Annotated in this window: 19 protein-coding genes and 2 pseudogenes; 16 read left to right on the top strand and 5 right to left on the bottom strand. The window is 60.8% G+C overall.

Annotation, left to right across the window (positions count from 1 at the left end):
• Positions 1-242: 242 nt before the first annotated feature.
• Positions 243-407, top strand: a pseudogene (locus tag NKI29_RS24395) (LysR family transcriptional regulator); the annotation flags it as partial.
• Here NKI29_RS24395 and NKI29_RS24390 read toward each other — a convergent pair.
• A complete protein-coding gene (locus NKI29_RS24390; RefSeq protein WP_352480275.1) occupies positions 394-1599 on the bottom strand; it encodes a beta-ketoacyl-[acyl-carrier-protein] synthase family protein in 1206 nt (401 codons plus the stop codon). The pseudogene NKI29_RS24395 and the gene NKI29_RS24390 sit on opposite strands and share 14 nt — an antisense overlap.
• Complete coding sequence (locus NKI29_RS24385; RefSeq protein ID WP_023679611.1) at positions 1600-1875, bottom strand: acyl carrier protein; 276 nt, start codon at positions 1873-1875, stop codon at positions 1600-1602. It abuts the gene before it with no gap.
• Between the two features lie 772 nt (positions 1876-2647).
• On the opposite strand from NKI29_RS24385, the gene NKI29_RS24380 reads away from it, so the two are divergent.
• Positions 2648-3988 carry an IS1380 family transposase gene (locus NKI29_RS24380; RefSeq protein ID WP_352797426.1) on the top strand — a complete coding sequence of 447 codons (1341 nt, stop codon included), beginning with the start codon at positions 2648-2650 and terminating at the stop codon, positions 3986-3988.
• A 249-nt stretch (positions 3989-4237) separates the two neighbouring features.
• Here NKI29_RS24380 and NKI29_RS24375 read toward each other — a convergent pair whose 3' ends face one another.
• The gene (locus NKI29_RS24375; protein WP_352572085.1) at positions 4238-4528 is read right to left on the bottom strand and encodes a hypothetical protein; all 291 of its coding nucleotides are present in this window, start codon (positions 4526-4528) and stop codon (positions 4238-4240) included.
• 336 nt (positions 4529-4864) lie between these two features.
• On the opposite strand from NKI29_RS24375, the gene glmS reads away from it, so the two are divergent.
• Positions 4865-6688, top strand: a complete 1824-nt coding sequence (glmS, locus tag NKI29_RS24370; protein ID WP_023679615.1) for a glutamine--fructose-6-phosphate transaminase (isomerizing) — start codon at positions 4865-4867, stop codon at positions 6686-6688.
• 721 nt (positions 6689-7409) lie between these two features.
• Positions 7410-7664, top strand: coding sequence for a helix-turn-helix domain-containing protein (locus NKI29_RS24365; RefSeq protein ID WP_031212627.1), 255 nt, complete (start codon positions 7410-7412; stop codon positions 7662-7664).
• Between the two features lie 1139 nt (positions 7665-8803).
• Here the strand turns inward: NKI29_RS24365 and NKI29_RS24360 are convergent.
• Complete coding sequence (locus NKI29_RS24360) at positions 8804-9193, bottom strand: hypothetical protein (RefSeq protein WP_023679620.1); 390 nt, start codon at positions 9191-9193, stop codon at positions 8804-8806.
• Positions 9194-9805: 612 nt separating this feature from the next.
• Here NKI29_RS24360 and queC point away from each other — a divergent pair.
• From queC to queE, 3 genes are read left to right on the top strand one after another with little or no spacing between them, the layout of a single operon-like run.
• Positions 9806-10504, top strand: coding sequence for a 7-cyano-7-deazaguanine synthase QueC (gene queC / locus NKI29_RS24355; protein ID WP_023679622.1), 699 nt, complete (start codon positions 9806-9808; stop codon positions 10502-10504).
• Positions 10504-10860 (top strand): 6-carboxytetrahydropterin synthase QueD, encoded by a 357-nt coding sequence (gene queD, locus NKI29_RS24350; protein WP_023679623.1) that lies wholly within the window; start codon positions 10504-10506, stop codon positions 10858-10860. Before queC ends, queD begins: the two co-directional genes overlap by 1 nt.
• Positions 10857-11591 (top strand): 7-carboxy-7-deazaguanine synthase QueE, encoded by a 735-nt coding sequence (gene queE, locus NKI29_RS24345; protein WP_352468486.1) that lies wholly within the window; start codon positions 10857-10859, stop codon positions 11589-11591. Before queD ends, queE begins: the two co-directional genes overlap by 4 nt.
• A gap of 559 nt (positions 11592-12150) precedes the next feature.
• Here queE and hemN read toward each other — a convergent pair.
• Complete coding sequence (gene hemN, locus NKI29_RS24340) at positions 12151-13500, bottom strand: oxygen-independent coproporphyrinogen III oxidase (RefSeq protein WP_352797424.1); 1350 nt, start codon at positions 13498-13500, stop codon at positions 12151-12153.
• A 154-nt stretch (positions 13501-13654) separates the two neighbouring features.
• On the opposite strand from hemN, the gene NKI29_RS24335 reads away from it, so the two are divergent.
• The 9 genes and pseudogenes from NKI29_RS24335 to ccoS all read left to right on the top strand — a co-directional run bounded on the left by NKI29_RS24335 (position 13655) and on the right by ccoS (position 23007).
• Positions 13655-14401, top strand: a complete 747-nt coding sequence (locus tag NKI29_RS24335) for a Crp/Fnr family transcriptional regulator (protein WP_352757217.1) — start codon at positions 13655-13657, stop codon at positions 14399-14401.
• Positions 14402-15007: 606 nt separating this feature from the next.
• The gene (ccoN, locus tag NKI29_RS24330; protein ID WP_352797421.1) at positions 15008-16639 is read left to right on the top strand and encodes a cytochrome-c oxidase, cbb3-type subunit I; all 1632 of its coding nucleotides are present in this window, start codon (positions 15008-15010) and stop codon (positions 16637-16639) included.
• Entirely contained in the window at positions 16630-17361 is a 732-nt protein-coding gene (ccoO, locus tag NKI29_RS24325) for a cytochrome-c oxidase, cbb3-type subunit II (protein ID WP_352797419.1), read from the top strand. The genes ccoN and ccoO overlap by 10 nt, the downstream gene beginning before the upstream one ends.
• Before the next feature lie 11 nt (positions 17362-17372).
• Positions 17373-17522: a cbb3-type cytochrome c oxidase subunit 3 gene (locus tag NKI29_RS24320; protein ID WP_352457387.1), complete on the top strand. Its 150-nt coding sequence runs from the start codon at positions 17373-17375 to the stop codon at positions 17520-17522.
• A 2-nt stretch (positions 17523-17524) separates the two neighbouring features.
• Positions 17525-18388, top strand: a complete 864-nt coding sequence (ccoP, locus tag NKI29_RS24315) for a cytochrome-c oxidase, cbb3-type subunit III (protein ID WP_352642224.1) — start codon at positions 17525-17527, stop codon at positions 18386-18388.
• 132 nt (positions 18389-18520) lie between these two features.
• Positions 18521-20080 (top strand): cytochrome c oxidase accessory protein CcoG, encoded by a 1560-nt coding sequence (gene ccoG / locus NKI29_RS24310; protein WP_352750060.1) that lies wholly within the window; start codon positions 18521-18523, stop codon positions 20078-20080.
• Entirely contained in the window at positions 20077-20574 is a 498-nt protein-coding gene (locus NKI29_RS24305; RefSeq protein WP_352750059.1) for a FixH family protein, read from the top strand. Before ccoG ends, NKI29_RS24305 begins: the two co-directional genes overlap by 4 nt.
• Positions 20571-22858 (top strand): annotated as a pseudogene (locus NKI29_RS24300) (heavy metal translocating P-type ATPase). Before NKI29_RS24305 ends, NKI29_RS24300 begins: the two are co-directional and overlap by 4 nt.
• Positions 22855-23007 (top strand): cbb3-type cytochrome oxidase assembly protein CcoS, encoded by a 153-nt coding sequence (ccoS, locus tag NKI29_RS24295; RefSeq protein ID WP_023679633.1) that lies wholly within the window; start codon positions 22855-22857, stop codon positions 23005-23007. Before NKI29_RS24300 ends, ccoS begins: the two are co-directional and overlap by 4 nt.
• Positions 23008-23051 lie beyond the last annotated feature (44 nt).

The raw sequence follows: 23051 nt of genomic DNA, 5'->3' as shown, positions 1-23051 counted from the left end.
ACCGCTATGATGGTGAAACCTCTCGCCCGATGGTCCACAAGAAGGGGCCATCTCATGCACGATCTCGGCCATGACCACCGGTGGCTTCTTGCCGGCAGCACTCAGGCGACTATAACGGGCGCAGAGCCGACCCTGCGGCTTCCAGACATTCGTGTACAGCTTCAGACCCTCAAGCCGAGCCCGCAGGGCCTCGCTTACCTTTTACGGGGCGGCGGTACGTCCAAGCCGCTTCAACAGTTAAGAATTTCGCAAAGACGATACCCCCGGATCGTCGAGCTTCCGCTGCCACTTCCCGCATTCGCCGAGGCGGTCAATGACCCGCCCTTCACAATAGTTATCCGGCAAGCATCTGGATGCGAGAGATAATGTTGCCGGAGGCATCTCTCATGGCTTCTACACCTGCCTGAACGCCAGAACCGCGTTCGTGCCGCCAAAGGCGAAGGAGTTGCTCAGTGCCACGCGCACCTTGCGCTCGCGTGCCACATTGGGCGTGACGTCGAGATCGCAATCGGGGTCCAGCTCACGATAATTGGCAGTCGGCGGCACGACGCTCTCGCGGATAGCCATCACGCAGGCGATCAACTCGAGCGCGCCGGACGCGCCGAGGCAATGCGCGTGCATGGACTTGGTAGAAGAAATGGACATTGAGAAGGCGTGCTGACCGAAGACGCGCTTGATCGCCGCCGTCTCGATCTGGTCGTTGGCCTTGGTGCCGGTGCCGTGCGCGTTGAGATAGTCGACATCCTCGGCGTCCAGCCTGGCATCGGCAAGGCAGGCCCGCATTGCTGCCTCCGGCCCCTCGACAGTCGGCGCGACGATGTCGGACGCATCGGCGGAAAGGCCGGCACCGGCAATTTCGGCAAGGATGGTGGCGCCCCGAGCCAGGGCATGCTCGTAGCTTTCCAGCACCGCCATGCCGGCGCCTTCACCAAGCGACAGGCCCTGGCGATCGGCCGAGAATGGCCGGCAAGTATCGGGCGAAAGCACGCGGATCGCTTCCCATGCCTTCAGCACACCCCATATGAGCGGCGCTTCGCTGCCGCCGGCAAGCATCACGTCGGCCCGGCCGAGCCTGATCTGGTCCACCGCGCAGGCAATCGCATGGTTTGCCGAGGAACAGGCGGACGTGACGCCGAAGACCGGCCCGCGCAGGCCGAGACTCATGCTGACCTGGCCGGCAGCGGCACCCGGCATCGCCTTGGGTACAGTCAAGAGAGCGGCACGCTTACCGCCCAGAAGGATGGCGCGGTAGGTTTGCTCGATCGCATCCCACCCGCAGCCGCCAACGCCCACCGTCGCACCGAAGCGATAGCTATTTCCCTCTTTGGAGGAAAGTCCGGCCTGACGCATGGCTTCGCGCGCCGCAAGCACAGCGAGCAGGCTGAAGCGGTCCATGGAGATGAGTTGCTTGCCGTCGATGTCATGCTCCGGCAGCGCCTTGATCTCGGCACCGATCCTGACCCTCAATTCATGGAGCTCGGAGTTGACGATTGGGCCGATGGCGGAGCAGCCTTCTCGCATCTCTCTCCAAATGGCGGCGGCGTTGGTCCCAAGCCCGCAAATCCCGCCAATCCCAGTAATCACGACGCGCCTGTCCATTCACACCCCCTTAGCGAGCAAGCTGCGCACGGCTTCCACCATGTCCCCAACATTCTGGAGATCCGACCATGCCTCGGCCGTATTCATCTCGATCTCGATGCCGTAGGCCTGCTCCAGGTCCCAGAGAACGTCCGCCAATCCCAGTGAATCGATACCGAGCGAAGTCAGTCCCGTGGCAGCCGTTATCTCGCCGCCCGTGGCAGGCGCTATGCCGCCCTCCGACGCGGCGCGCTTCTTGATCATGGCGATTATTTCGTTGGCGAGTTGATCTGCCATCTTGTTCCTTTCCAGCTTGCGTTTTCGGCGTCGTTCAAAACCCGAGTCGCGTCGCGTTGCCAAAATTGCCCCTCATAGAGCCTGTGCGACCGACCAAGCCCAATGCCCATAGGAACCGGACGAGTTCCGGCTTCTGCGGCGTCAGCCCGATGAGGAAGAAAAGTCGCCGGCCTCCCGCTTTTGCGCCAGCACATCAAGAATCTGCGTGTAAATGGATAGGAACCGTCGTCAAACGTCAGCTAAACGCTGCGACGGTGGGTGCTGTCAGCGTATTCACTCGGCACCTCATATGTAATCGAGATGTTTCATAGCTCCGGACCATTGCGATCAACTATTGTACCGGTCCACCATTCGTCGGAGAGTTCGACATGATCGGAGCGCTGCCTCTCATTCCCAGTACAATCTCCACCGCACGCGACAGATTTCCTCTTTCGGGCTCTTCTCAAGGGACTCGCCACGCGATAGAGGCAGTGATCGGCGCACGTTAGGTCCTGCCAAGTCCATGCGACATTCCGGAAAATTGGTAAAATCGTTTGTTCCAATCAAATGCATCCACGCTATGGATAGCTAAGACATGCGTTTCAAGGGCTCGATCTGAATCTTCTCGTCGTTCTCGACGCGCTGCTGAGCGAGCGCGGCCTCACGGCGGCGGCACGCCGCATCAACCTAACCAAATTCATGGGGGTTGGTGGATGTGGCGCAAGCCGTTGAAATGACGTAGGATTTGGTTGCTTAAGCCGATCCGAACCATTTCCCGGAGACCACACCTACCATGAACGATCTTGCGCTGCCGCTGAGCGGTTTGTCATCAGTCGGCGGCAAGTCCGTCGTCGCCCGTTTCGAAGGCGGCATGCTGTCGTCCAACAGCGGCGTTCTGGCCTTGGCCGAGCTGGAAAAGCGGTTGCGGGTGGCCGAGCGTCTGGCGCGTTGCATCGACGATCCGCGCTGCCCGGACCAGGTCGTCTACAGCCTGGCGGACATGATCGGCTTTCGCATGAAGATGATCGCCGCCGGCTACGAGGACGGCAACGACGCCAACCGGCTGCGCCGCGATCCGGTCTTCAAGATGGCCCAGGATGCGCTGCCGTCGGGTCGGGATCTGGCGTCGCAATCGACGCTGTGCCGGCTGGAGAACCTACCCGGCGTGCGGGAGCTGGTCGCGATGGGACGGGCGATGGTCGATCTCTATTGCGCCTCGTTCCGGCAGGTGCCGAAGCGGATCGTACTCGACATTGACGATACCTTCGACGCTGTGCACGGAGGCCAACAGCTTCGCCTGTTCAATGCCCACCATGACGAGTACGGCTTCCAGCCGATCGTCGTGTTCGATGGTGCGGGACGGTTCGTCAGCGCGATCCTGCGACCGGCCAAGCGGCCGAGTGGGGCTGAGATCCGCCCCCACCTGCGCCGTCTGGTGCGGGCGATCCGGATCAACTGGCCGAACATTCGAATCCTGCTCCGCGGCGATAGCCATTATTGCAACCCGCAGGTCATCGACTGGTGCCGCGCCAACGACGTCGACTTCATCTTTGGCCTCGCGCCCACCACGACCCTGCGCAAGCATGTCGCGGATCTGGAGGCCAGCACGACGGCGCGCTTCGAAGCGTCGGCCAAGACAGGCAAGGTCCGCAGGTTCAAGGAGTTCGTTGACGGCGCCGCTAGTTGGAGCCGCGTCGGGCGCATCATCGCGCGGGTCGAGGTCGGCGCCCAAGGTGGCGATATCCGCTTCGTCGTCACCAACCTTGCCGGTGGGAAGGCCAAGGCGCTCTACGAGGATGTCTACTGCCGGCGCGGCGCGGCCGAGAACCACATCAAGTCGTGGAAGACGCATCTTGCCGCCGACCGCACATCCTGCACCAGAGCGACGGCCAACCAGTTCCGGCTATTCCTGCATGCCGGTGCTTACTGGTTGATGTGGGGCTTGGGTGCCGCGATGCCGAGGCGCTCGAGCTTTGCCGTCGCCCAATTCGACACGCTGCGATTGCGCCTCATCAAAATCGCTGCGCGGGTGGTCGAGATGAAATCGCAAATCCGCCTGCACCTGCCGACATCGTGCCCCGACCAGCGCATCCTGCGCATCGTCCTCGATCGCATCCCCCAACTCGCGACATAACGATGGGGGCAGACGCCCCGAAACGAACCCGTCGACCGCAACCTGCAAACCCCCGCCTGCCATCACGACGGAGCAATCCCGGCGCCTGACGAGGCGCGTGGAAAAGCACCGCAACGGCGACCACAACGTCGCTTCAGGCCGTCAAAAGCTTATCGCCGTGCATCAAGGCGGCTAGTTCTTCCGCTGCGGGAATCGGGTTTGAGTAAGACGGACGAAGCACTGAGAACCAACGCTTTCGTGATAGTGCATTCATGCCCCGAGAATCCTGTTGACCGTTACGAACCCCAAGAAAGCCGGCGCTGAGTGAAACGGTCGCTGAACGTGCTCTGTGGCGTGCGCCGCCTGACTCTCGGTTTCGGCCATGCCGACTAACAGCGTATTGATAGGCCATCGCGGGCTAAGCTCTACCGGCGAAAGCCGCGTCAACAGCGGCAGGCAATCAGAAACTGGATCGGCGGCGACGATGATTATGATCAACGTGACGAACACGTGAATCATGCCGACGGCGCCGACGCTGCCGATGATGATGATGCCGATCATGCGTCGCTGATGCTGCCTAACTACAGTGCTTGTGATCATGCCGATCACCGCGTGATCACGAGCGGCGGCGCTTCGTGTCAGGTGCGTAGCCGGGATGGTCGCGCATGGCCGATTGTTCCTTCGTGCCGCGGGGTGTGGGCTTGCGTTCGGTCATGAGGGCGTCAGGCGCAACGAGAAGTTTAGATCAGGGGCTCATCCATGGGCTGGATGATAGTTATCCCTACAATCAATTGTACCAATATTACCGAATACTACTACAAGATCCCCAATGAAAGCGGCCGGATGGGTATCCGTCTCGCGTGGGCTGAAGCTGCCGGCAACAATGGGAAGACGAACATGTGCGGGATTGTTGGCATCGTTGGGCAACAGCCGGTGTCGGATCGGTTGGTCGACGCATTGAAGCGTTTGGAATATCGCGGCTATGATTCCGCCGGCGTTGCGACGATCACCGAAGGTGCCTTGCACCGCCGGCGCGCCGAGGGCAAGCTCGTCAATCTCGAGAGGAGACTGAAGGAAGAGCCGCTGAGCGGCAACATCGGCATCGGCCATACGCGTTGGGCAACCCATGGGGCCTCGACGGAACGCAATGCGCACCCGCACTTTACCGACGGTGTCGCCGTCGTCCATAACGGGATCATCGAGAATTTCACCGAGCTGAAGGACGAATTGGCGGCGGCTGGCGCCGAGTTCCAGACCGACACCGACACCGAGGTCGTCGCGCATCTCTTGGCAAGACACCGCCGGGAGGGCATGAGGCGGCAAGAGGCGATGCGTGCCATGCTGAAACGCGTCAGGGGCGCCTATGCGCTTGCCGTCCTCTTCGAAGATGATCCGTCGACCATCATGGCGGCGCGCAACGGACCACCGCTGGCGATCGGTCACGGCGACGGCGAGATGTTCCTGGGCTCCGACGCGATCGCGCTCGCTCCCTTCACCAATGAAATTACCTATCTCATCGAGGGCGACTGGGCCGTTGTCGGCAATTCGGGCGCCCATATCTTCGATTTCGACGGCCACCCCGTCGAGCGTCCGCGCCATACCTCCACGGCCGCGGCCGATCTGGCCAGCAAGGGCAATCATCGCCACTTCATGGAGAAGGAAATCTGCGAGCAGCCCGAAGTCATCGCCCATGCTCTCCGTCACTATAGCAACATCATAGAGAATCGCGCCGACATGGTTTCTGGCATCGATTTCGCCAGGATCCCGAGCTTGGCGATCTCGGCCTGCGGGACCGCCTATCTCGCCGGACTGATCGGAAAATACTGGTTCGAGCGCTACGCGCGCCTGACGGTTGAAATCGACGTTGCGTCCGAATTCCGTTACCGCGAGATCCCGTTGTCGCCGCAGTCGGCGGCTCTTTTCATTTCGCAGTCCGGCGAAACCGCCGATACGCTCGCATCGTTGAGGTACTGCAAGGAGCGTGGGCTGAAAATTGGCGCTATCGTCAATGCCTGCGAATCGACCATCGCTCGGGAGGCCGATGCGGTCTTCCCGATCCTTGCCGGACCGGAGATCGGCGTCGCCTCCACCAAGGCGTTTACCTGCCAGCTTGCCGTTCTAGCCGCACTCGCCATCGGCGCCGCCAGAGCCCGCGGGACCGTAACCGAAGACGAGCTGCAGGCGCTCGTCAGGAGCCTCGCCGAAGTGCCGCGCGTCATGGGCCAGGTACTCAACAGCATCCAGCCGGAGATCGAGTTCCTGTCGCGCGAACTGTCAAAGTGTCGTGACGTCCTGTATCTCGGCCGTGGCACCAGTTTCCCGCTAGCGATGGAAGGTGCGCTGAAGCTCAAGGAGATTTCCTACATCCATGCCGAGGGCTATGCGGCGGGTGAATTGAAGCACGGTCCGATCGCATTGATAGACGACAACATGCCAGTGATCGTCATCGCGCCCCATGATCGCTTTTTCGACAAGACCGTCTCCAACATGCAGGAAGTGGCTGCCCGTGGAGGGCGGATTATCCTCATCACCGATGAAAAAGGGGCAGCCGCATCGAAACTCGACACTATGCACACGCTCGTGCTGCCGGCTGTCGACGAGATTATCGCGCCGATGATCTTCTCGCTGCCGATACAGCTTCTTGCCTACCACACGGCGCTCTTCATGGGCACAGATGTAGACCAGCCGCGCAATCTCGCAAAATCGGTCACGGTCGAATGATCGAACCTTTATAGGTGGCGATGCTCGTCCATCGAAAGCGCTACCCCCTGTCTGGATCCGAAGCCCGGATGAACCAGATGACCATTGTTTGCTGCAATTTCGGGAAACTCGCCGTCGCCGCATCATGACAATCGCCATCCTTTTTTCGGCCGGTCGGGCGATTGCACAGGGCAGCCGGATCGAGCTTGCTCAAGCCGACGTCAGCACAAAAGCGCGCGGCCCTTTCGGCTGTTTCCTCGGGCGCCCCATCCTTTCGGTCTCCGAACAAGCATCGGCGGCTTAAAAAATTTCGTTAACAGCGGTGATCGATGTGTGATTCAAGCACAAGCGCGTCTTTCGCTGCATCGGCGGTGGAAATTGGTCGAAGGTATCAGCGTCCGCGAGGCTGGGTGGACGGTGCCGCGAATAGCCACTGGAGGCGTCAGGGGGAGTTCGAGTTGCTGTTCAAGAAAGCCATCGGCGAGAGTGAGTCGTGTAGGATCGCAGGTCGAATGCGCTACAGCCGATCAGGCCATCTCAGGGTGGGCAGGTTCTTAGAACTTGATCAGAAGCAGGTGAGCCGCCATATTCCGACCCGGCTGCCAATTTCAAGTGGCCCATTCCATGGATGAGGCCGGTCCGGCCGAATGGACGTCCATTTTTTTGATTTGCTGGGTGTGCGCCAGGCTCGGGGAGGAAATCTCCCGATTTGTCAGGCGCTCCCATCTTCTTGGAGATGTTTATGAAGGATTCGCGCATTCCCGAGCCAGTCTTGACGGCTATGTCGCAGGGGACCCACATCATCCGCGCTTATCGTGAGCACCTTGGGTATTCAATCGAGGACCTCGCGGTGGCGTGCGGGCTTGCCGCTGAGGAAATCCAAAACATCGAGCGGGGTGTGAGGTACAACAAGGGCTATCGGGATCGGATAGCAAGATCGCTGTCCATACCTGTGGGAATTCTTGAGGCAGAGGCGGACATATCGGACGCCGCCTGATCAGTCGGATAATCTGCAATGGGTGGAAGACCGCTCTTGTGATGTGAAGTTTGCGGCTGATAGTCGTCGCTTGATTCCGTTGGACGCGAATGCCTTCTGGCGCAGTACCGCCAAGAGAATTCTCGTCCACTGTCCGATGGAACTGCACACGGGCTCGCCGAACAGGAAGTTGGAACGCTTCGTCATGCTGTCTTAGGCGATATAGCCGCCCGGAGTGCTGCGACACGTGCACGATAGCATCGGCTCGCGACGATGGATTGCTAACAGCGAACTCATGCTGGTCGGCAAGGCGATACTGGCTGGAGCATCAACTCGGCCGACGAGAGTGGCCCCCCATCCTAGACTAGGCAGGATCGGCCAGACATGGCCGGCATCGCGCGCCGCTCTGAAAAGAGCACAGCGGGCATCCAGACGCTGCCGGGTTGACTATGGGTGTCGGAACAGCAAAAAGGGGCCGCTCTTCATGAGTGGCGTGCGCCGGCAGTCTAACCCCAAGCCCCCCGCCAGGCTGCCGGCGCGCTTCTAGGAACATCGAGGTAGGGCACTACGCTTCCTTGTCCGACTACGCCTCGATCAGATCCCGAGCAGCCAGCCAGTGTCCGACCGTCGCTTGCGCCTCTGCCCGCTGAGCCTTGTGCTTCCTCCAGCGAGTCAAGCCGATCACCATGGGTGTCGCCAGTTCTGGTGCTCACCCATGTGCCATTTGCGATCTCGTGTCGGTGAGAGCACCGCAAGCACCTCCCCTGCTACGGCAAGGCGGCTTGCGTCGCCCGTGTTGTTACTATTCTTCGCTGTGATCGGAGTTTTTTCGTGGCTTCGGAATCGGGACATTCGGCTTTGCAAAAAAATAGGCCGTCGTGGTCGATCGTCACGCCCCCGAGTTCGGCGGCACGATGGAATGACAACGGCAGCGCAAGCTCCATTTGCGCGAGGGGCTCGTCCCTTCAAATACTTGATGCATTTGCGCTTTGCGTCCTCCGTGCATTGTTGCTCGATGCCAGGCGGAGACCTCTGTCTAAACGATCGCGCATCGATGCAACGCCCGCGCGTTGATCGCCATCATCGCGGCGATCGCTTTGCCGCGACCGCCGCGGCAGCGATGCGCATGCAAAAATTCACAGATGCATTCTAGCCAAATGCTAGCTGCCCAGCAAATGTCCGGCATTTCGCAAGGCCCCTAGGAAGAGACTGGCATGGCCGTTGGCATCGATCTTGGCCTGCATCGACAGGGGCATGCTGTGCCAGTTCTCCAAGGGCGTAGTGAAATGTGAGAACGTACCGTTGACGATGCACTGGTGGGTAACAAGACCCTGTCTGTCCAACGCCAGCACGCCGATCTGGTCGCCCTGATATCGGATGGCTGCGACCCGCTGGACCTCCGCGTCACCGTCGACCCGCACGTCGAAAAGCAGGATGCCGCGGCTCCTGGTGGCTACCTCGGCGGCCTTTTCAGCGAAGCTTAAGGAGAGCGAGCGGACGCTTTCGACCGCCAGCCGTAAAACCATCAAATCCAGTTCATCCACTGCCATAAGGTACCTGCGCGCAACACATGGGTGATAGCAATCGACCACACCGCTTGTTCACAGATGTCGGCTCACGACCGATCATTCAGGGTTTGCCGGTCAGTCCATTGACCGAGGGCGTGCTCCGGTTCGAACCGATCCTGAAGCGGAATGCGCTGGATCTACGGAACCCGAGGAGCAGGCCAGCCAAAGTTGCCGCGACAATTGATGTCGTGATCATTCCAGACATCTGCATCGGCGTCGCTGAACATCCCACTGGTAAGTCCGTTCTCTTGCGGCAAGCCCATCCTCGGGCCGTCTTGTACCTGAAACCCTCGCGGTGGCGTCCCTCGAAGCTCGGGACCGCCGGGCGCTTGATCGTCGAGAACTTTGTTTACGAAGGTCCGGACCTCCTGCAGAGCATATTCCGGTGCGCTCGCCTTTGAGCATTCCGCTGAAGCGTGACGTTTCGCTAGTCCGTGTTCCTTGCAGGCTCACCGCGAGGGCGCCTTGCACACAGCGGCACGTCAGCGCATGAAACTCGTCCCCCGTTCACTTCACAAAATGGATTTCCTGAAGTACTGGGAGCGCAGAGAAATCTCCGGTCGCAGCCTACCCGGTTAAAACAAGGACCCAACAATGAAGACTCTCGTCGTCTGCTCCGGCGGATTGGACTCCGTCACCCTTGCTCACAAGGTGGCAGCGGAGCACGAACTCGCCGGCCTCTTATCTTTCGATTACGGCCAACGGCATAGGAAGGAATTGGGCTTCGCCGCCCTTTGTGCGGAGCGACTGAGCGTCCCGCACCGCATCATCGACATCCACGAGATCGGCGGCGGCCTTTCCGGCTCCGCGCTGACCGATAATGTGGACGTGCCCGACGGGCACTACGCCGAAGACACGATGAAGGTCACGGTGGTGCCGAACCGGAACGCCATCATGTTGGCCATTGCCTTCGGCTTCGCCGCAGCGCATGACGCTGACGCGGTGGCGACGGCCGTGCATGGTGGGGATCATTTCATTTATCCCGACTGCCGTCCGGCCTTCATCGACGCTTTCCAGATGATGCAGGACCACGCGCTCGACGGCTACGCGAAGATTCGCATTTATGCACCCTATGTGAATCTCACGAAGGCGGACATTGTTAGGAATGGAGCAGCATACGGCACGCCATTTGCGCAGACCTGGTCCTGCTACAAGGGCGCCGAGCGTCACTGCGGGAGGTGCGGGACCTGTGTCGAGCGGCGCGAGGCGTTTCATCTCTCTGGGCAGCCGGACCCCACCGACTACGAGGACTCCGACTTCTGGCTCGATGCGCTGCGAAGGAGGACCGCGTAATGTTCCGCATCACCAAGGAATTCCACTTCTCAGCCTCGCATCAGCTCACCTCGTTGCCACCCGATCACCAATGTGCGCGCCTGCACGGGCATAACTACATCGTTGAAGTGGAGCTTTCAGCGAATGGACTGAACGAGAACGGCTTCGTGCGCGACTATCACGATTTGGCGCCATTCAAACGGTACATCGACGAGAGCTTCGACCACCGACATCTCAACGACGTGCTGGGACATGAGCAAGTCACGGCGGAATATCTGGCCAGACATTTTTATGAATGGTGCAAGGCACGCCTGCCCGAAACCTCGGCCGTGCGGGTGAGCGAAACGCCGAAAACCTGGGCGGAATACCGGCCATGACCGATACGCATCCCGCAATCCGCGTGAGTGAGATTTTCGGGCCGACGATCCAGGGCGAGGGCGTGCTCATCGGTTTGCCGACGGTCTTCGTCAGAACCGGCGGGTGTGACTATCGCTGTTCCTGGTGCGACAGCCTGCATGCGGTGGACAATCAATTCCGCCATGAATGGGAGATGATGTCCATTGCCGCGGTGTGGCAAAACGTGCTTGCGCTTTCCGGTGGCCGCCCGCTGATGGTATCGCTGTCAGGCGGCAATCCGGCCATCCAGCCGCTCGGCGCGCTCATCGAGCGAGGCCATGGTGAAGGTTACCGTTTTGCGCTGGAAACCCAAGGTTCGGTGGCCAGGGACTGGTTTGCCGACCTTGACGTGCTAGTCCTCAGCCCAAAGCCGCCGTCAAGCCAAATGACGACCGATTGGGCCGCTTTCGAGGCGTGCCTCCAGGCGGCACAAGGCAGGCCGCAAGTCGTGCTCAAGCTCATTGTTTTCGACGAAAGGGACTACGCCTACGCGAAAGACGCCGCTGCGAGATTTCCGCGACTTCCGATCTATCTGCAACCCGGCAATCACACGCCGCCACGCCCCGCAAATGAAGACGCTCCTGTCGACCTTGACGGAATATTGAAGCGCATGGAGTGGCTGGTTGATGCCGTGACCCGCGACAGGTGGTTCGAAGCCCGTGTGCTGCCGCAGCTGCACGTTATGCTCTGGGGTAACAAGAGAGCCGTCTAGCCTAGGCCCGCTTTTCACTGAAACTGCGCCGGCGGATATTCGGGTGGACGGGTTGTCCCACGCTTGACGGCGCTGCCGGGGTGCTTGCGGACTTTCTGCCACCGGCACCAAGAGCGTGGCCAGCCGCTTACGACTCGGAATGTTGCCGAGGCTCGGTTTCGACGGGCGTCGGCCTGGCGCGAACCAATCAAAGGTTAGCGCGAGCCACGGGTGGATAGTGTGGTGGTGCGATGCGGCGGCGCCTGCTGCAGCTGGCACGGTCCTTGCGGATTCTTGTTGCAAGGCCGAAGGGAGCTGTCGGCCGACAACCATGATCTGGCCAGGACGATTGTCGACTGCTTCCGATACAGAAAAGAGGCCGGACTCGACGTGGCGCTTCAGGGACTGCGAAATGGAATACGGCGCCGGAAGGCACGACCGGACGATATCGTCGCTATACCAAGACGCGTCTGGTCCGCTCCGAATCCTGTCTCGACACGACGGTCGCCGATCAACAGTGAAAAATGTAGCGCAATCGGTTCACGATCGACTGAGAACCATGACCGTTCCTCTGCGGTGCTCAGACTGCCGCTGAGTGCCTGGCCGTTCCACTTTCGAAATATTTGTCGAACTTTGCCGCGATGCTCCTGACAAAGGGCCGGCTTTCCGCAGGCACGACGAAGCGGTCACCATCAAGTTCAAGCAACCGCGCAGGATCTTGGAGGGCCGTGGAACTCGCCTTGAGGAGAAGTCTTTGGCCGGCTTCGCCAAAGCGCTCCACCAGCTCAATCGCCGAGAAGGCGAAGTCACACATCAATCGCTCGATGATCCAGCCGCGAACACGGTCGTCGTCGGAAAGCGCAATGCCGCGGACCGCAGCCAGCCCGCCGTTCTCGACCATGCGCCCATACTCGGCGGTCGAAGGCATGTTCTGTGCATAGCCTTGCCGAAACTGGCTGATGGACGATGGGCCGAGGCCGATCAATGTCTCGTAGCGGTCCTCGGTGTAGCCTTGGAAGTTCCGGTGCAAAGTCCCGGCGCGTGCCGCAAGCGCCAGCGCATCGCCCGGCTTGGCGAAATGATCGAGCCCGATTGCTTCGTATCCCTGGTCCATGATCGCCCGCGCTGCCAATTGCGATTGGGCAAACCGCTCCGCCGGACCCGGCAACCAGGCCTTGTCGATCATCGTCTGATGTTTCTTGAACCACGGCACATGGGCGTAGCCAAAAAGCGCGATCCGATCCGGTTCCAGGGTCAGGGCCTGTGCAACCGTGGAGGCGACGCTCTCCCTGGTCTGATGCGGCAGGCCGTAGAGCAGATCGAGATTGACGGATTCGACGCCGCGCGAACGAACGCCATCAACAACTGTCTTGGTCTGCAGAAAGCTCTGCTCGCGGTTGATCGCTTTCTGCACCTTCGGGTCGAAATCCTGGACGCCGAGGCTCGCCCTTGTCATGCCGATTTCGGCAAGTGCATCGAGGCGGGCATCGTCCATATCGTTGGGTTCGATCTCAACGCTGATCATTGCACCGGGGAGAAAGGTGAAGCTGTTGCGCAGGACGGTTCCCAGCGCCACCAGATCCTCCGGTTTGAGCATCGTTGGCGAACCGCCGCCGAAATGGACGGCACGCACGCGGCCCTTGCCTGCGACAAGACTGGAGACGGTTGCGATCTCGGCATGCAGTGAGCGCAGATATGTGGTCACTGGTTCGTAGTGGCGTGTCTGCTTGGTATGGCAAGCGCAGAACCAGCAAAGCTTGTCGCAATACGGGATGTGCAGATAGAGCGAGATCTCATCGCCATCGTTGAGCGCCTGCAGCCAGCCACGACAAATTGCAGCATCAATGCCGGTATGAAAATGCGGCGCTGTCGGATAACTGGTATAGCGCGGGACGTTCTCGCCAAGTCTGGCAGCTAGCTCCAGTCGCATGTCGTGGTCCACCGTGTTTGCGTCGCCGGAACTGTGGATGCTTGGATGAGCCTAAGCCCTGATTTCGATCAACGTTCAGCACGGACAAACTGCCGCAAGGATTTTTCTACCGTCGATTGCTATCCTGCCCGCACTGGACCGGTAGAGCGATCGAATGACATTACGGCAGGACATTCACAGTTCCGGCATTCCCGTTCTTTGCCTGTCTTGCGAGGCACGGCACCGCGGTGTCTGTGGTGCGCTCGAACCAGACCATTTGGCTCAGCTCGCCAAGACGTCGTCGCGGCACAATATCGAGCCGGGGGTCGAACTGATCGGCGACGCCGAGGCGGTCGACTGTTATTCAAACGTGCTTTCAGGCGTGGTGAAGCTCACGAAGAGCCTTTCGGACGGCCGCCAGCAGATCGTCGGTCTCCAGTTCGCGCCGGATTTTCTGGGACGGCCCTTCAAGATGAGAAGCGCGATCAATGCGGAAGCGGCAACAGCTGTCTCGCTATGCTCGTTTCCGAGAGCGGCCATCGAACGGTTGATGAAGGAATCACCGGAATTTGTGCATCGCCTGTTCAAGCAGGCGCTGAACGAACTCGACGAGGCACGCGAATGGATGGTGACTCTGGGGCGCAAGACCGCACCGGAGAAGGTGGCGAGCTTTCTCCTCATGATCGCCCGGAACATCGGTTCCAGTGTTGACCCGGCGGCCAGGTCGGCGTGCTTCGAGCTGCCGATGACGCGTGCCGACATCTCTGATTTCCTTGGAATTACAAACGAGACCGTGAGCCGTCAGCTGACCAGCCTGAGAATGGACGGCGTGATTCGGATCGAGAACAACCGCCGTATCACCGTGGACAGCATGAGCCGGCTGGAACGGCGCTGCGGCGGCCGAGGCGCAACCGCCGTTTGAATGACACCGAAGCTGCATGGCCTACGTCACTTACTTCGTTCGGGGCAGGGCATGCTCGCGTTGGGCGTTAGAAGAAGTCGCATAGCGACAGCCCGCTCTCCATCCGATCGCATGAGCCAGGTGCGTTTCGGCCAACTCGTCGGAGAAGCATCCATCCTCGACGTGCTCGACGTGCAACCGGCTGTTCCAGGCAGGATCGCACTCGGCCGAAGTCAATACGCCTCATACGCAGGGGAAAATCGCCGTCTCCCCGAACCATGAATGTCACGAAGGCAGCGTAACGCTGGCGCTGGCTGTCCCAAGGCATTGAAACGATCGACGTTCGGCAAGGCATCGGCCTACTTTCCAGCGTCACAGAAGGCGCGCTTCCCCACACGCCCGCGATCGCCTCCATACCCGACCCGACCGGGGACGCCGGGCCTGTCCATAAGCGTGGCGGCCGATGCTGCGCTTCCACATTCGATCGCCGCAGTCTGATCGCACCGAACTCGATGCTGCTCGAAGCAAAATCGTGCGGCTCTGACATGGATCAGGGCGAGCAGGCCACGGCTGCGCAATAAGGCACTGCGGTTTGGCGCCCGCCGGAATTGGAAATCGGGGCTTGCGATGAAATTCGGCACAGAGATCGTCCTTCTAAGCCTGTTTGCGTTTGCGGCCCTGCTGGCTGCCGGCTTCGGCGTAGATGAACCTTTTCGCCGCCATATGTGGGTTTTGTTCTTCGCCGTGGCTGGCTTCACTGCGATTCTATTGCGCAACACGGAGTTCAAGCCGGCAGTTCCGATCGACCCCGCCGCTTACATGGATGGGCCGATCCGCTACGGCGCCATCGCCACCGTATTCTGGGGCGTCGTCGGCATGCTGGTCGGCGTGGTCATCGCCCTGCAGCTCGCCTACCCCGATCTCAACATCCAGCCCTGGTTCAATTTCGGCCGACTGCGGCCTTTGCATACTTCCGGCGTGGTTTTTGCCTTCGGCGGCAATGCACTCATCTGCACGTCACTTTATGTCGTGCAGCGGACCTGTCGTGCCAGGCTGTTCGGCGGCGATCTCGCCTGGTTCGTGTTCTGGGGCTATCAGTTGTTCATCGTCATGGCGGCAACCGGCTACCTGCTCGGTATCACCGAGAGCCGCGAATACGCCGAGCCCGAATGGTATGTGGACCTGTGGCTGACCATTGTCTGGGTCGCCTATCTCATCCTGTTCCTCGGCACGATTCTAAAGCGCAAGGAACCGCACATCTATGTCGCCAACTGGTTCTACCTTGCCTTCATCGTGACCATTGCGATGCTGCATGTGATCAACAACCTGTCGATGCCGGTCTCCTTCCTGGGCTCCAAGAGCTATTCAGCCTTCTCCGGCGTACAGGACGCCCTGACGCAATGGTGGTACGGCCACAATGCCGTCGGCTTCTTCCTCACCGCCGGCTTCCTCGGGATGATGTATTATTTCGTGCCCAAGCAGGCCAACCGACCGGTCTATTCCTACCGGCTGTCGATCATCCACTTCTGGGCTTTGATCTTTCTCTACATCTGGGCCGGTCCGCACCACCTCCACTACACCGCCCTGCCGGACTGGGCCCAGACGCTCGGCATGGTGTTCTCGATCATGCTGTGGATGCCGTCATGGGGCGGCATGATAAACGGCGTGATGACGCTCTCGGGCGCCTGGGACAAGCTGCGCACCGACCCGATCATCCGTATGATGGTCATGGCCATCGCCTTCTACGGAATGTCGACTTTCGAAGGCCCGATGATGTCAATCAAGGCCGTCAACTCGCTCTCGCACTACACCGACTGGACCATCGGTCACGTCCATTCGGGCGCGCTCGGATGGGTTGGCATGATCTCGTTCGGCCCGATTTATTTCATGGTCCCGACGTTATGGAACCGCGACCGGCTTTATTCGCTGCGGCTCGTCAACTGGCACTTCTGGCTGGCGACGCTTGGGATCGTCGTTTACGCCGCGGTGATGTGGGTCTCCGGCGTCATGCAGGGCCTGATGTGGCGCGAATACAACGAGCAGGGCTTCCTGGTCTACTCCTTCGCCGAAACCGTCGCCGCCATGCATCCCTACTACATCATGCGTGCCATCGGCGGCGCGATGTATCTGTCGGGCGCCCTCATCATGGCCTGGAACATCGCCATGACCATCCTCGGCTACCAGCGCGAGGAGGATCCGATGCCGCGCTCCATCCCCGCCCTCCAGCCTGTGCGATCAGGAGCCAGAAAATGGGCCTGATGGACAGACACGCGGTCATCGAGAAGAACGCCACGCTTCTGCTCATTGGATCACTTCTCGTGGTCACAGTGGGTGGCATCGTCGAGATCGCACCGCTCTTCTACCTCGACAACACGATCGAGAAGGTTGAAGGCATGCGCCCTTACTCGCCACTCGAACTGGTGGGGCGCAACATCTATGTGCGCGAGGGCTGCTACCTCTGCCATAGCCAGATGATCCGGCCGTTCCGTGACGAGGTCGAGCGCTATGGGCATTACAGCCTGGCGGCCGAGTCGATGTACGACCACCCGTTCCAGTGGGGCTCGAAGCGCACCGGGCCGGATCTCGCCCGGGTCGGCGACCGCTACTCGAACGGATGGCACGTCCAGCATCTCACCGAGCCGCGTTCGGTGGTGCCGGAATCGATCATGCCGAGCTACGCGTTCCTGAAGGACATGCCCATCGAGGTGAAGGATTTCTCGACGCATCTGATCGCCAACAGCCGTGTCGGTGTGCCCTATTCAGACGACATGATCGCTCATGCCAATGCCGATCTCATGGCGCAGGCCGATGCGAATGCCGACACATCGGGCCTGGAGAGACGCTATCCGAAAGTCAAGGTTGGGGACTTCGACGGCGATCCGCAGCAGGTCACCGAAATGGATGCGCTGCTCGCCTATCTCCAGATGCTCGGCACGCTGGTCGATTTCAGGACCTATGACGAAGCCGCCGGTTACCGCTGAGGAGAATGGCGATGACCTACAATTTCATGCGGGAGTTTGCCGACAGCTGGGGCCTGCTTGCCATGGCACTTTTCTTCCTCGGATGCGTTGCCTTTGCATTTCGTCCCGGCAGCCGCAGGCAAGCCGAGAGAGCCGCTCACATTCCTCTCAAGGACGACTGATCATGGGCAGCGAGCATATCGACGAGGTTTCGGGCATCTCGACGACCGGCCATGAGTGGGACGGCATCAAGGAACTCAACAACCCGCTTCCGCGCTGGTGGGTCATCACCTTCTACATCACCATTGCCTGGGCGATCGGCTACACCGTCGTCTATCCGGCATGGCCGATGCTGACTTCCGCGACCAGGGGTGTGCTGGGGTATTCGAGCCGCAAAGACGTCAAGAATGAACTGGCGGCGGCCGAAGTGGCCAAGGGCAAATATGTCGCTGCCATTCAGGCGAAGACCGTCTCCGAGATTACTGCCGACGATACACTACGCGAATTCGCGGTCGCCGCAGGTGGCGCCGCGTTCAAGGTCAATTGCGTGCAGTGCCATGGCTCGGGCGCTCAAGGGTCCAAGGGTTTTCCCAACCTAAACGACGACGATTGGCTGTGGGGTGGCAACGCCGAACAGATCCAGCAGACGATTGCGGACGGCATCCGCTTCGCATCAGACCCGGATACGCGCCTGTCGGAAATGCCTGCTTTTGGCGACATCATCACGACGGATCAGATCAAGCAGGTCGGCGCCTATGTCGCAAGCCTCTCCGATCCTGTTCAGGACACAAGCCTGATCGAACTCGGCGCCAATGTTTTCGCCGAGAATTGTGCGGCCTGTCATGGTGAGAATGCAAAGGGCAACAGGGAGCTCGGCGCACCCGACCTGACCGACGCGATCTGGCTTTACGGGTCTGGCGAAACAGCCATCGCCGCGCAGGTCCGCGCCCCGAGGCATGGCGTCATGCCGGCCTGGATCGGGCGTCTCGGCGAGATCAAGGTCAAGGAACTCGCGGTCTATGTCCATTCGCTTGGCGGCGGAGAATAGGAACGCAAGCCTATTCTCGTCCTCCCCCCAACCGCCAAGCGACGAGGCCCGGCGCGAGCCGGGCCTCGGCATCATCCAGAAACCGATGGGTCGGGCTTCCGGCGAAATCGTCGCTGGTGACTGGAGCTTCTCGTGCTCGATAACACGCAAATAGAACGGCTCGAAGCCGATGCGGTCAACTCCGCCAAGACCCGTCAGCCGCTCTATGCCGCACGCAAGAAGATCTTCCCGAACCGGGCCTCCGGCAGTTTCCGCCGCTTAAAGTGGTCGGTGATGGCAATCACGCTGGGGATCTACTACCTGACGCCCTGGCTGCGGTGGGATCGCGGGCCATTTGCCCCTGACCAGGCCGTGCTGGTCGATCTTGCCAACCGCCGCTTCTATTTCTTCTTCATCGAGATATGGCCGCAGGAATTCTACTACGTCGCCGGCCTGCTGGTCATGGCCGGTATCGGCCTTTTCCTGATCACATCCACCGTCGGTCGGGCCTGGTGCGGCTATACGTGCCCCCAGACCGTGTGGGTCGATCTGTTTCTGGTCGTCGAGCGAGCCATCGAGGGCGACCGCAACGCGCGCATCAAGCTCGACGCCGGTCCCTGGACTGCGCGCAAACTCGTGCTGCGAACATCGAAACACGCCATTTGGCTGGTCATAGGGGTGCTGACCGGCGGCGCCTGGATCTTCTATTTCGCCGATGCGCCGACGCTGCTTTGGGAACTCTTCACCGGCACCGCCGCCCCCGTCGCCTACATCACCGTGCCCGTGCTGACGGCGACGACCTATACGTTCGGCGGGCTGATGCGCGAGCAGGTCTGCACCTACATGTGCCCATGGCCGCGCATCCAGGCGGTCATGCTCGACGAGAATTCCCTCACCGTCACCTATAATGACTGGCGCGGCGAACCGCGCTCGCGTCACGCCAAGAGGGTCCTTGCCGCCGGGCAGCCCGTCGGCGACTGCGTCGACTGCAATGCCTGTGTCGCGGTGTGCCCGATGGGGATAGACATTCGTGATGGCCAGCAGCTTGAATGCATCACCTGCGCGCTCTGCATCGATACCTGTGACGGTATCATGGACAAGCTCGGCAGGGAGCGCGGACTGATTTCCTATGCGACGCTGGCCGACTACAACGCCAACATGATGCTGGCGACCCCGGGCGGCTCCGGTTCAGTCAACCCGTCACTGGTCAGGAGCGCTGACGGCCTGTTCTCCGACAAGGTGGCCCGTTTCCATATCCGCAAGATCTTTCGCCCGCGCACCTTCATCTACATGGGCGCCTGGTCGGCAGTCGGTCTCGCGCTGTTCTATTCGCTGCTGACCCGCGAACGGCTCGAATTGAATGTCCTGCACGATCGCAACCCGCAGTTCGTGACGCTGTCCGACGGTTCGATCCGCAACGGCTACACCGTCAAGCTGCTCAACATGATCCCCGAACCAAGAACGATCATTGTCACGATGCAGGGCCTGCATGGAGCCGAAATGAGCGTTGTCGGCATCGACCTGCCGGCGGATCGCTCCTTCGCCATCCCGGTCGAACCCGACCGGCTGAAGATGCTCAAGGTTTTCGTGCGTCAGCCGGCAGATCAGGTTCGGGGTGCAGCGCAAAGCTTCAAGTTCCGGGTCGAAAACAAGGCAACGTTCGAGTCGGACGAATACACGGCCACTTTCAACGCACCGGAGAGCGCCAGATGAGCGACACCTCGCGACAATCCTGCGAATTCACCGGCAGGCATATGCTGTTCACCATCCTTGGCTTCTTCGGCGTGGTCATAGCGGTCAATTTGACGATGGCGACGCTCGCCAACACGAGCTGGACCGGCCTTGTCGTCGAAAACACCTATGTGGCGAGCCAGCAATTCAACAAAAAGGCCGAGCAAGGGCGAGCTCAGGCAGCCCTCGGCTGGACTGGCAAACTGACCATCGCAGGCGGTGAGGTCCGCTACAGCCTCACCGATGCTGGCGGCAAGCCGGTTGCCGTGCATGGCGTCAAGGTGCTGTTTCGTCATCCCGCCTACGAGGCAGAGGACAAATCCGTCACTCTTGCCGCTGCCTCCGGTCAGATATTCGCCGCGCACCACATGCCCAAGGACGGCGTCTGGATCTTCGAAATCGACGCCGATGCGAGCCTTGCGGAACCCTATCGCGACGTTCGCCGGATCGTGATTTCCCGCGGGGCGCTGCAATGAGCTGCTGCGCGCCAGGCGCCGAAATGGCATTGGACCTGGAAAAGGTCACACTGGTCCTGCCTTCTGGCCAGGAAATCAGCCTGGCGAGCCGCTCGATTGGCGAAAATCTTCGCCAGACCGACCTCTCGGTGCCGGCTGTGCATTGTGCCGCCTGCATCCAGACGATCGAGACGGCGATCGGCAAGCTGGATCGCGTCGAAGGCGCTCGTGTCAATCTTTCGACGAAACGTGTTTCGGTCCGGTGGCGCGGCGAGGAGGTTCCGCCATTCGTCGCCACACTTGGACGGCTGGGCTATGGCGCGCACCTGTTCGATCCCGAGGCTGACGGGAAGGACAAGACGCTCTCGGAACTGATCCGCGCCGTCGCGGTCGCCGGCTTTGCGGCGGGCAACATCATGCTGCTATCAGTCTCCGTCTGGTCCGGCGCGCAAGGCGCGATCCGCGACCTGTTCCATTGGGTCTCGGCCTTGATTGCCATTCCTGTGCTCGCTTTCGCCGGCGGCATCTATTTTCGCTCGGCCTGGAATGCGCTGCGCCACAGCCGCATGAACATGGATGTGCCGATCGCGGTCGGGGTATCGCTCGCTTACGCCATGAGCCTCTACGAAACGATCAACCATGGCGACCATGCTTATTTCGACGCGTCGGTGTCGCTGCTGTTCTTTCTGCTGATCGGCCGCACGCTGGATCACGTGATGCGGGAACGGGCTCGGACGGCCGTAAACGGACTGGCTCGGCTGGCGGCGCGCGGCGCCATGGTGCTGCGCGAGGATGGTTCGCGCGACTACTTGCCGGTTGGCGAGATCGAACCAGGAATGGAGCTCTTGATCGCGGCCGGCGAGAGGATGCCCATCGACGGCAGGATCATTGGCGGGGCGTCGGATCTCGACTGTTCCCTGGTTTCCGGCGAAAGCACGCCCAGAACGGTGGGCCCGGGGGCGCAGGTCCAGGCCGGTACACTCAATCTCACCGTCCACTGACCATCGAGGCGACGGCCGCCGCGAAGGATTCCTTCCTGGCCGAAATGGTTCGGCTGATGGAAGCGGCAGAGGGCGGCCGCGCCCGCCATCGCAGGATCGCCGATCGCGTTTCCGCGCTCTACGCCCCCGTGGTCCACCTCACCGCCTTTGTGACGTTCCTCGGCTGGATGGCGGCGACCGGCGACTGGCACCGGGCAATAATAATCGCGATCGCCGTTTTGATCATTACATGCCCGTGTGCGCTCGGTCTCGCCGTGCCGATCGTGCAGGTGGTCGCTGCGCGGCGGCTGTTTGAAAGCGGCGTCATGGTCAGGGACGGCTCCGCCATGGAGCGCCTGGCCGGGATCGACACGGCATTGTTCGACAAAACCGGCACGCTTACGCTGGGACTGCCCAGGCTGATCAATGCGCCGTCCATCGATCCGACGATGCTCGCCATGGCGGCCGAGATGGCAGCGCATTCCCGCCATCCCTTTTCGAAGGCAATCGCTTGCAATGCAGCCTTTGCCGGCCAGCCGAAACTCGCGTCCGTCAGCGAGCATCCGGGCTTCGGCATCGAAGCCATCGCCGAGGGCAGTATCTGGCGGCTGGGTCGCCGCGGATGGGGTGAGTTGAAAGGCCGGACCGGCGGCGAAGGCAAACAAGGCTATGGCGGAACCGTTCTGACGAAGGACGGGGTCATTGTCGCGACTTTCGATTTCGAAGATGAGCTGCGTGCCGATGCCAAGGCGGCCATCGAGCAACTGAACGGCGCCGGCGTGTCGGTGGAGATGCTGTCGGGCGACACAGAAGCTGCCTGCGGCGAGGTGGCGGAAGCACTGGGCGTCGAGCGCTTCGTTCCCGCGTTGCTTCCCTCCGGGAAGGTCGAACAGATCGAAGCATTGACCCGAACTGGCCACAAGGTGCTGATGGTCGGCGATGGGCTCAACGACACGCCTGCATTGGGCGCCGCACACGTTTCGATCGCTCCGGCCACGGCGGCGGATATCGGGCGCAACGCCGCGGATTTCGTGTTCCTGCGTAAAAGTCTTCTGGCGGTCCCACTTGCTTTAGACATTTCGCGGAAGGCCGGACGGCTGATCCGGCAGAACATCGCCATCGCGATCGTTTACAATGGGATCGCCGTGCCGGTCGCCATTCTGGGGCACGTTACGCCACTGATCGCGGCGGTCGCGATGTCCGCCTCGTCCCTCCTGGTCATCGGCAATGCGCTACGCCTGCAAGGTTTCGTGTCAAATGCATCGGTGCAAGATGCCCGACATGACAGGCGCTCCGACATTGGCGCACTGGCACAATCCTCATGACGACGCTCGCCTACCTCATACCTGTGGCCCTGTTCCTCGGAGCGCTTGGGCTGGCGGGGTTCCTGTGGGCCTTGAGGAGCGGCCAATATGAAGATCTCGATGGCGCCGCCGAGCGGATCCTGATCGACCGCGACGAGCCACGCAGTTGACCCAGCCTGCCATGCGAGGACTCGCTCGAATATTTTCCGCGGTT

This window comes from Mesorhizobium sp. M0678 (assembly GCF_040320505.1).
GTDB lineage: Bacteria > Pseudomonadota > Alphaproteobacteria > Rhizobiales > Rhizobiaceae > Mesorhizobium.
Note: the sequence above shows the minus strand (reverse complement) of the source record. Positions and strands in the feature narration are given on the sequence as shown.

Coding starts and splice junctions, on each gene's coding strand:
- NKI29_RS24360 (WP_023679620.1), bottom strand. CDS start 9,193: ATGGCAGTGGATGAACTGGATTTGATGGTTTTACGGCTGGCGGTCGAA.
- NKI29_RS24365 (WP_031212627.1), top strand. CDS start 7,410: ATGAAGGATTCGCGCATTCCCGAGCCAGTCTTGACGGCTATGTCGCAG.
- hemN (WP_352797424.1), bottom strand. CDS start 13,500: ATGCGACTGGAGCTAGCTGCCAGACTTGGCGAGAACGTCCCGCGCTAT.
- NKI29_RS24335 (WP_352757217.1), top strand. CDS start 13,655: ATGACATTACGGCAGGACATTCACAGTTCCGGCATTCCCGTTCTTTGC.
- NKI29_RS24305 (WP_352750059.1), top strand. CDS start 20,077: ATGAGCGACACCTCGCGACAATCCTGCGAATTCACCGGCAGGCATATG.
- queE (WP_352468486.1), top strand. CDS start 10,857: ATGACCGATACGCATCCCGCAATCCGCGTGAGTGAGATTTTCGGGCCG.
- NKI29_RS24320 (WP_352457387.1), top strand. CDS start 17,373: ATGACCTACAATTTCATGCGGGAGTTTGCCGACAGCTGGGGCCTGCTT.
- NKI29_RS24375 (WP_352572085.1), bottom strand. CDS start 4,528: ATGATCGGCATCATCATCATCGGCAGCGTCGGCGCCGTCGGCATGATT.
- ccoS (WP_023679633.1), top strand. CDS start 22,855: ATGACGACGCTCGCCTACCTCATACCTGTGGCCCTGTTCCTCGGAGCG.
- NKI29_RS24380 (WP_352797426.1), top strand. CDS start 2,648: ATGAACGATCTTGCGCTGCCGCTGAGCGGTTTGTCATCAGTCGGCGGC.
- queC (WP_023679622.1), top strand. CDS start 9,806: ATGAAGACTCTCGTCGTCTGCTCCGGCGGATTGGACTCCGTCACCCTT.
- NKI29_RS24390 (WP_352480275.1), bottom strand. CDS start 1,599: ATGGACAGGCGCGTCGTGATTACTGGGATTGGCGGGATTTGCGGGCTT.
- NKI29_RS24385 (WP_023679611.1), bottom strand. CDS start 1,875: ATGGCAGATCAACTCGCCAACGAAATAATCGCCATGATCAAGAAGCGC.
- ccoN (WP_352797421.1), top strand. CDS start 15,008: ATGAAATTCGGCACAGAGATCGTCCTTCTAAGCCTGTTTGCGTTTGCG.
- queD (WP_023679623.1), top strand. CDS start 10,504: ATGTTCCGCATCACCAAGGAATTCCACTTCTCAGCCTCGCATCAGCTC.
- ccoO (WP_352797419.1), top strand. CDS start 16,630: ATGGGCCTGATGGACAGACACGCGGTCATCGAGAAGAACGCCACGCTT.
- ccoP (WP_352642224.1), top strand. CDS start 17,525: ATGGGCAGCGAGCATATCGACGAGGTTTCGGGCATCTCGACGACCGGC.
- glmS (WP_023679615.1), top strand. CDS start 4,865: ATGTGCGGGATTGTTGGCATCGTTGGGCAACAGCCGGTGTCGGATCGG.